Source organism: Candidatus Latescibacterota bacterium, assembly GCA_019038625.1.
In the GTDB taxonomy this organism is placed as follows: Bacteria; Krumholzibacteriota; Krumholzibacteriia; order Krumholzibacteriales; family Krumholzibacteriaceae; genus JAGLYV01.
In genome coordinates this window covers 1-8,460 of the sequence record JAHOYU010000041.1, presented here as the reverse complement: position 1 = coordinate 8,460, position 8,460 = coordinate 1, and the positions used below count along the sequence as shown (strand labels likewise).

Genomic DNA, 8,460 nt, shown 5'->3' with positions numbered 1-8,460 from the left:
TCGTATGCCCATCCATCTCCACCGAGAGCCCACACGCTTTTCTTGACCAGTATATCAGCCAACCCGCTGAGATCCTTTGCCTCATTTGAATCTATACCATCGAGCTTTTCGCGAAGTTCAACGACTCTTTTTCTCTGTTCCCTGATACCCTTCTCGTCCGACATGTCGGCTTCGAGGATTCCCTTCACAAGTTCGTCGCCGATTTGAGCGGAAAGTCTCTTGACCAGCTCTAGGGCATATTCGTTCTGCTTATCGAGCCCCAACCTCATACCACAGGCAAATTCAGCGGCATCCTCGAACAACGAGTTGGACCAGGTAACACCCCTTCCGTCACTGTTCATGGTGTAAGGAGTCGCCGGCAGATTGCCACCATAGATCGAACTGCAACCGGTAGCATTTCCTATCATTGTGCGGTCTCCGTATAGCTGGCTCAGAAGTTTTACATATGGAGTCTCGCCACAACCAGCGCATGCACCGGAGAACTCGAAGAGCGGCTCAAGGAACTGCACCATGCGGGTCGAGTTCGCATTGACCTCTTCACGGTCGATATAGGGAATATCCAGGAAAAATGTCCAGTTATCCTTCTCCTTCTCACGAAGAGCCGGCTGGGGAGCCATCGTAAGAGCTTTTTTCCCCTCCTCCTCTTTGTTTTTTGCCGGACATACTTCGAAACACAGGGAGCATCCGGTACAGTCTTCAGGAGCTACCTGGATGGTAAATTTCTTACCCTTGAATTCTTTTGCCCTCGCGTCGCTCGACTTGAAGGTCTCCGGCGCTCCGTCGAGCAGAGCCGGATCGTACACTTTGGATCTGATCACGGCATGTGGACAGACGAGGATACATTTACCACACTGGATACAGACCTCGGTATCCCATGTCGGAATCTCCAGAGCGATATTCCTCTTTTCCCATTTCGTCGTACCTGTCGGGAATGTGCCGTCCGGGCTGAATGCGCTGACAGGGATATTGTCCCCATCCTTGGCGATCTGCTTCCCGATCACTTCACGCACATATTCCGGAGCATCGACAGGTACCGGCGGAAGCATATGCAATTCGCTTGTCGCATCGGCCGGAATGTCGATCTCGTGAAGGTTGGCTTCGGTCTGCTCCACCGCCGAGACATTCATATTGATGACCTTCTCGCCTCTGCTTCCATATGTCTTGATAATCGACTTCTTGATGGCCTCGATTGCTTCCTCCTTCGGAAGCACTCCACCGAGGATAAAGAAGCCTGTCTGCATGATTGTATTTATCCTGGCACCAAGTCCGAGCTCAGTCGCTATCGAATATGCATCGATAACATAAAACTTGAGTTTTTTGTCGATGATCTCTTTCTGGACTTCGACTGGCAGTTTTTCCCATATCTCGTCAGCAGGAATCGGGGTGTTGAGAAGGAATGTGGCACCCTCACTCGCATACTTCAGTATATCTATCCTCTCCATGAAAGGGAACTGATGACAAGCCACGAAATCAGCTTTGGCAATCAGATAGGGCGAGTGGATCTCATCCTTCCCGAACCTCAAGTGAGAGACCGTCACCGACCCGGCTTTCTTGGAATCGTAAACAAAATAACCCTGGGCATAATTGTCCGTACCCTCACCGATGATCTTGATCGAATTTTTATTTGCACCTACCGTCCCATCGGACCCGAGGCCAAAGAAAACAGCTCTTGTCTGGTCCTTGTGGCTGATGACAAAATCTTTGTCATAATCAAGGCTGGTGTGGGTCACGTCATCATTTATACCGATAGTAAAATGATTTCTGGGCTTTCCGGCACTCATGTTCTCAAAGATACTAAGTACCATTCCAGGAGTGAACTCCTTCGATGAAAGACCGTACCTGCCGCCTGTGACCGCCGGGACTTCACCGTAACGGGCCACTGTATCTTCATGTCTTTCGGCGAATGAAGTGAGGATATCCTGGTAAAGAGGTTCGCCGATAGAGCCCGGTTCCTTTGTCCTGTCGAGGACGCATATCTTTTTCGCGGTAGCCGGCATGCCAGCGAAGAAATGATCGATCGAGAACGGCCTGTACAGCCTTACTTTCAATACACCGACCTTCTCGCCCTTCGCTCTAAGATAATCAACCGTCTCCTGCACGGTCTCGGCACCCGTACCCATGATGACTATGACCTTTTCCGCGTCAGGAGCACCGTGGTACTGGAATATCTCGTATTTTCTACCCACGGTCTTCTCGAACTTTTTCATCGCCTTTTCAACTATACCGGTGCAGACGTCATAGTACGGATTGATAGTCTCGCGAGCCTGGAAGAAGGTGTCAGGATTCTGGGCCGTTCCACGAAGGACCGGCTTGTCCGGGGTCATACCCCTCTCACGATGAGCTCTTACAAGATCTCCATCGATCAGTGTCCTGAACTGGTCATCTTCGATCAGTTCGACCTTTGCAACCTCGTGCGAGGTCCTGAAACCATCGAAGAAGTGCACAAAGGGCACCCGTGACTCGAGAGTAGCCATCTGGGCGATCGCAGCCATATCCATCGCTTCCTGCACGGAGTTTGACGATAAAAGAGCGAATCCTGTCTGCCGGATCGACATGACATCACTGTGATCACCGAAAATTGACAGTGCATGAGTTGCCAGACTTCTGGCCGACACATGGAAGACTGTCGAAGTAAGTTCTCCCGCCAACTTGTACATGGTCGGAATCATAAGAAGGAGGCCCTGAGAAGCAGTAAAAGTAGTCGTAAGAGCGCCCCTCTGAAGAGCACCGTGAACGGCGGCTGCCGCTCCACCCTCACTTTGCATCTCTGTCACCTGGGGAATGGTCCCCCATATATTTGTCCTTCCGTTGGCTGACCACGTATCGGCGAATTCTCCCATCGTCGAAGACGGGGTGATCGGGTAGATCGCACATACCTCGTTCAGCTTGTGAGCCGAATAGGTTGTCGCCTCGTTACCGTCGATCGTCACCATCCTCTTACTCATGACACCTACCTCCAGCTGTGATTCCGGGTCAAGATACGGTTTTTATAATAATATCAACGAGTTACATACTCGCCACACCGCCCATAAACATTGCTACCGCCCTTCAGGCGGTTCGCGTATTGAAGATTAGTGTTTTTTCACTGAATGTCGAGTGAAAACTTGAATCTTTCAATACCTTTTACCGCCGAAGGCCATTCCCCACATTGGCGAACGGCCTTCGACATAATACATGTTCCTCATTCATTCATCAAATCGCTTAATCCTTCGGCAACTCTATCAATCCATTATCCTGGAGAAGGTTGAAGGAATCACGTGCATGCTTGATGGTCTTGGAGGCCTTTTCGAATATCTCCTCATAAGTGAGATCCAGTTTTGCCACTCCCTGCTCGATCGCCATTCTTCCTACAGCGGCTGCCTCGCGAGGGAACACTTCCCAGTCATCCATCGTGGGAAGCAGACAATCCTCGTTCATGCCCTTATCTTCCTGGACCTTTGCCAGTTCCCGCGCGGCAGCGACACACATCTCATCGGTGATCGTCGTAGCCATTACGTCGAGAGTCCCACGGAAGATCCCGGGAAAACCAAGCGAGTTATTTACCTGGTTGGGGAAATCGCTTCTTCCTGTAGCAACGATCCTCGCGCCGGCTTCCTTCGCGTCCCACGGGTAGATCTCTGGAATGGGATTTGCGCAGACAAAGACGATCGAATCGTCTGCCATCGACTTTATCCACTCCGGTTTCACGGTATCGGGTCCTGGTGTCGACAGAGCTATAAGCACATCGGCGCCCTTGATAGCCTCTGCAGGTCCTCCCGTGAGGTTCTCTCCGTTTGTGACCTGAGCCCTCTCCCACTTTTCCTTGTATTTTGTACTGAGTTCTTCTTCGCGTCCCTTGTGGATGATACCTTTGCTGTCGCACATCACGATATTCTCGATCGTGACACCAGCTACTGTGATCATCTTGGAGATACATATATTGGACGCGCCCGCGCCAAGCATTGCGACCTTGATTGTCGAGAGGTCTTTCCCGACGATCTTGACGGCATTAATAAGCCCTGCGACAGTTACAGCAGCTGTCCCCTGCTGATCGTCATGCCAGACGGGGATATGACATTCTTCTCTCAACGTGTCTAGAATCCTGAAGCACTTCGGCTGGGAGATATCCTCGAGGTTGAATCCACCGAACGATGGCTGAAGAAGCTTTACCGTTTCGATGAAGACATCCGGATCCTTGGTATCGAGACAGATCTGAACACAGTCCACTCCGCCGAGATACTTGAAAAGGATCGCCTTGCCCTCCATCACCGGGATCGCCGCCTCAGGACCTATATCACCAAGCCCAAGGACTCGCGTACCATCGGAGATGACGGCTATCATATTGCCCTTGTTCGTGTGTTCGTATACCATTTCGGGATTATCCCTGATATCCAGACAGGGCTTGGCTACTCCCGGAGTATACCAGATAGCGAAATCATTCAGGTCCCTGATACAGCACTTCGGCATCACTCCGAGTTTTCCCTTGTAGAAAGGATGGAGCCTCATCGCGTCTTTTGCTGGCTGCTGAGCTTTTGCGAGGAGTTCTTCCTTGGACATCTTCGAAGCCATCGGTAACCTCCACTAAACTGTTAGCCAGAGCGGCAAGATGCCGCTCCGGTACCCTAATGATCGATCGCTACTATTTTCGATGGAAAAATCACTTCTGTGGACGAGTCTCATCCCAGAAGTTCTTCTCCCGCTTTAAAACCTTCATCAAAGGCCTTCATGTTCAACTCTTCAGTCCCTTTTGGAACCCTGGCAAGGATCGCCTTCTTCATCGATTCCTCAGAAACGATGCCAGATATTCTCGTCACGATCCCAAGTGCTACGATGTTGGTCACTACCGCTTTACCGACCTTGTTTACCGCAATATCAGTGATCGGGGCTGAATATAGCCGATAATCACCTTCAGGCAGTTCCTTTACAAGTCCGGAATCCACGATCAGAATACTTCCATCCTTGAGATCAGAAGAATATTTCGAGCACGATTCCTGGGTGAGTGACAACAGCAGGTCAAGTTCAATAGCTTTCGGGTAATCGATCTCCCCATCGCTTATCACTACTTCCGCCTTGCTTGCCCCCCCCCTTGCCTCGGGGCCATAACTCTGTGTCTGAACAGCATTGCGGCCTTCATAGATAGCAGCAGCCTCCGCCAGGATCTTACCTGCCAGAATCAGCCCCTGACCACCAGAACCACTTAAACGAACCTCGTATCTCTCCATGATCATACCGTCCTCAGCTTCTCGGTGAGCTTCTTGTATTCTTCGGTATATTCCGGCTTATCCAGATCTATCAAAATGCCAGTCCTGATCTTTCCCTCGCGATCCTCTTCGGACAACTTTTCCCATTTCGCTCCTGAGACCGTATTGTCTCTCAACCATTCCATCAACTTGACGGGACTGGCCATCTTGTTTCTCCGTCCGAAAGCCGTAGGACATGGCGTAAGGATCTCTACCAGAGAGAATCCCTTCTTCTCCAGAGCCAGCCCTATCATCTTCTCGCACTGTTTTGTGTTGTATACGTCCGCACGAGCCACAAATGAGGCCCCTGCCGCAATAGCCAGGCCACTGATATTGAAGGTGGGTTCAATATTTCCGAACTTCGCTGTCGAGGCCTTGGACCCTATAGGAGTCGTTGGCGAACACTGGCCTCCTGTCATCCCGTAGATATAATTGTTATAGAGGAGGACAGTGAGATCGATATTCCTTCTCGCTGCATGAATGAAATGATTTCCACCTATCGCTGTCGCATCCCCGTCACCAGTCACAACTATGACCTTGAGGGCTGGGTTGGCGTGCTTCACTCCCGTCGCGAAAGGAATAGCCCTGCCATGAGTCGTATGCAGGGTATTGATATCTACATACCCCGGAGTCCTGCTCGAGCATCCGATGCCGGAGACCATCACGGCCTCGTCGCGAGACATGCCGGAAGCTTCCATCGCCCTTATCAATGCTTTCAGGACTATACCGTCCCCACACCCTGAGCACCATATATGCGGGAAATTTCCTTCTCTTACGTATTCGAGGTAGTTGAACAATCAGACCACCTCCTTTACCATCTTCACGATCTGGTCGGGCACGATGGGGTTGCCATCCACCCTTCCAAGTTTATGTACCACCGCTTCACAACGAGCGGCAAGTTCGACCTCGCGTGCCATCTGCCCGAGATTCATCTCGGGAACCACGATCGCTTTTACTTTTTTTGCCATCTCCAGGACTTCATTTTTCGGGAATGGCCACAAAACAGTCGGCTCTAAAAGCCCGACCTTTATCCCCTCAGCCCTGCATCTGGTAACAGCGCTCTGAGCGGAACGGGCCACCGATCCGTATGCGAAGATCCCGATCTCCGCGTCATCGAGTTCCAACGTCCTGTTCATGATAATGTCGTCACAATTCGACACGATCTTTTTTGTAAGACGCAGTATCAGTTTTTCGATCATCGAATTGTCATTTATTGGGAACCCTGTCTCGTTATGACAGAGCCCGGTCACGTTATACTTGTATCCCGTACCGAAGTTGGCAAGTATCGGAATACAATCCTCCGTCTCAGCATAAGGCCTGTATTCTTCAGGTGTGACTTCAGGCTTCTTCCTGTCGACCAGTTCTATCGTCGAAGGATCCGGTATCACTACTTTTTCAGTAGTATGGCCTACTATTTCGTCAAGAAGAAGAATTACAGGAGTCATATACTTCTCGGCAAGATTGAATGCACGGATAGTCTGTCCATATGCATCCTGGGCAGTTGCCGCGACCAGCACTATAATACTATGGTCACCGTGAGTCCCCCACCTGGCCTGCTGTACGTCCATCTGTGCGGGAAGAGTAGGCATCCCGGTACTGGGTCCGCCTCTCATGACATTGATTATCACACATGGTACTTCCGCCATACAGGCATAACCAATATTCTCCTGCTTCAGGCTGAACCCGGGTCCGGAAGTCGCGGTCAACGATTTCAATCCGGTCAGAGACGCGCCTATCGTCGCTCCCATCGCTGCTATCTCATCCTCCATCTGGATGAACTTTCCTCCCACCATCGGAAGGGCTGTCGAAAGATGCTCGGCGATCTCCGAAGAAGGAGTGATCGGATAGCCGGCAAAGAATCTGCATCCCGCCGCCAGTGCTCCCTCGGCACAAGCCTGGTTGCCCTGCATCATACGTACATTGGGGAAATTATCTTTTCCCAAATCACTCTTCTCCTTGCTCCCGGCTTCCAAAGCTTCGGGTGTCTGAGATACCTGTTACCGTACAGAAAAAGGACCCTCTGTCAAGGGTCCCTATTCAACGGTAATCGCAAAATCCGGGCATCGCAATTCACAAAGCATACACTTTATGCAGTCATCGGGTCGAACCACCTTGACCTTGCCACCTTCCATCTCCAGGACGTCCTTCGGACAGAAAGCAACACAGATCTCGCAACCTTTACACCACTCAGTCTTCAACCTGATGACCGCCGGCTTCTTCGAAGCCGACTGCTCCTCAGTCATTTTTTTCTCCAGTCCCGGCTAACACTCTGATAACACAAAAGTTAGCTATCAACACAAAAGGGGTCGGAAAATTTGCGCCCAAAATATATATTAGAAGTTGCTCACAATCAAGTCTTTTTTTTCCCGTTTTTTCAGTGGAATAATCCTGCTATCAGAACGGTCATATATTGAAAGATGGAGCTGGCGGACGGAGTCGAACCGACGACCTGCGCATTACGAATGCGCTGCTCTACCAGCTGAGCTACGCCAGCTCCCGATGAAGGAATATATCCAAAGGATATCCTTTTTCAAGTAATATTTGGCCCCATGGTGATTTTATGTGACCCTCATTACCTCATCAAAGGTCGTGAGGCCCTTTACGACTTTACGAGCACCGTCGGTTCTCATCATGATCATGCCCGAATTGACAGCCTCACTCTGTATCCTGGTATCAGGAGCTTTTTCGAGTACCAGGTCCCTGATCCCGGGACTCATACGAAGCAGCTCGTAAATTCCTATCCTGCCCTTATACCCGGTATTGTTGCAGGAGGGGCACCCTGCTCCACGGAAAAAATATGGGATTTTTCCGGGATCAAGGTCAAGAAGATCATATTCTTTTTTAACTGGTTTGTACTGTTCCCTGCATTCCTGACATATCAGCCTTACAAGCCTCTGCCCGAGGACTCCTCTGATTGTGGATGCGAGAAGAAACGGTTCCACCCCCATGTCCAGAAGTCGGCTGATACTGCCAGCCGCGGTATTCGTATGGAGTGTGCTGAAGACAAGATGGCCAGTGAGAGCCGCCCTGATAGCCAATTCAGCTGTTTCCTGATCCCTGATCTCACCAACGAGTATCACGTCTGGATCCTGTCTTACGATCGCTTTTAGCGCTGACGAGAATGTTATACCAGCCTTTACATCGACCTGTCCCTGGTTTATACCTTTCATCTCGTACTCCACAGGATCCTCTATTGTCGTAATATTCAGATGTTCTGCCCTGATCCCGTTGAGTGTAGCGT

The 8,460-nt window shown here is 50.5% G+C and carries 7 protein-coding genes and 1 tRNA gene; all 8 read right to left on the bottom strand.

The genetic code is table 11. The annotated features are described in order from the left end of the window. A partial coding sequence (nifJ, locus tag KOO63_02765; GenBank protein ID MBU8920760.1) for a pyruvate:ferredoxin (flavodoxin) oxidoreductase occupies positions 1-2,945 on the bottom strand: 2,945 nt, incomplete at its 3' end. Positions 2,946-3,201: 256 nt separating this feature from the next. Beyond that, positions 3,202-4,536, bottom strand: coding sequence for an NADP-dependent malic enzyme (locus KOO63_02760; GenBank protein MBU8920759.1), 1,335 nt, complete (start codon positions 4,534-4,536; stop codon positions 3,202-3,204). Between the two features lie 119 nt (positions 4,537-4,655). Beyond that, positions 4,656-5,201 (bottom strand): 2-oxoacid:acceptor oxidoreductase family protein, encoded by a 546-nt coding sequence (locus tag KOO63_02755; GenBank protein MBU8920758.1) that lies wholly within the window; start codon positions 5,199-5,201, stop codon positions 4,656-4,658. Between the two features lie 2 nt (positions 5,202-5,203). After that, entirely contained in the window at positions 5,204-6,016 is an 813-nt protein-coding gene (locus KOO63_02750) for a 2-oxoacid:ferredoxin oxidoreductase subunit beta (protein ID MBU8920757.1), read from the bottom strand. Further along, entirely contained in the window at positions 6,017-7,162 is a 1,146-nt protein-coding gene (locus tag KOO63_02745) for a 2-oxoacid:acceptor oxidoreductase subunit alpha (protein ID MBU8920756.1), read from the bottom strand. Between the two features lie 90 nt (positions 7,163-7,252). After that, positions 7,253-7,462 carry a 4Fe-4S binding protein gene (locus KOO63_02740; protein ID MBU8920755.1) on the bottom strand — a complete coding sequence of 70 codons (210 nt, stop codon included), beginning with the start codon at positions 7,460-7,462 and terminating at the stop codon, positions 7,253-7,255. A gap of 175 nt (positions 7,463-7,637) precedes the next feature. Further along, a tRNA-Thr gene (locus tag KOO63_02735) sits at positions 7,638-7,713 on the bottom strand. Between the two features lie 64 nt (positions 7,714-7,777). Then, the coding region (gene tadA, locus KOO63_02730; protein ID MBU8920754.1) for a Flp pilus assembly complex ATPase component TadA at positions 7,778-8,460 on the bottom strand (683 nt) is incomplete at its 5' end.

What these genes read in the sequence shown, in the direction of transcription:
- KOO63_02740 (MBU8920755.1), bottom strand. Translation starts at nt 7,462, where the DNA reads ATGACTGAGGAGCAGTCGGCTTCGAAGAAGCCGGCGGTCATCAGGTTG.
- KOO63_02760 (MBU8920759.1), bottom strand. Translation starts at nt 4,536, where the DNA reads ATGTCCAAGGAAGAACTCCTCGCAAAAGCTCAGCAGCCAGCAAAAGAC.
- KOO63_02755 (MBU8920758.1), bottom strand. Translation starts at nt 5,201, where the DNA reads ATGGAGAGATACGAGGTTCGTTTAAGTGGTTCTGGTGGTCAGGGGCTG.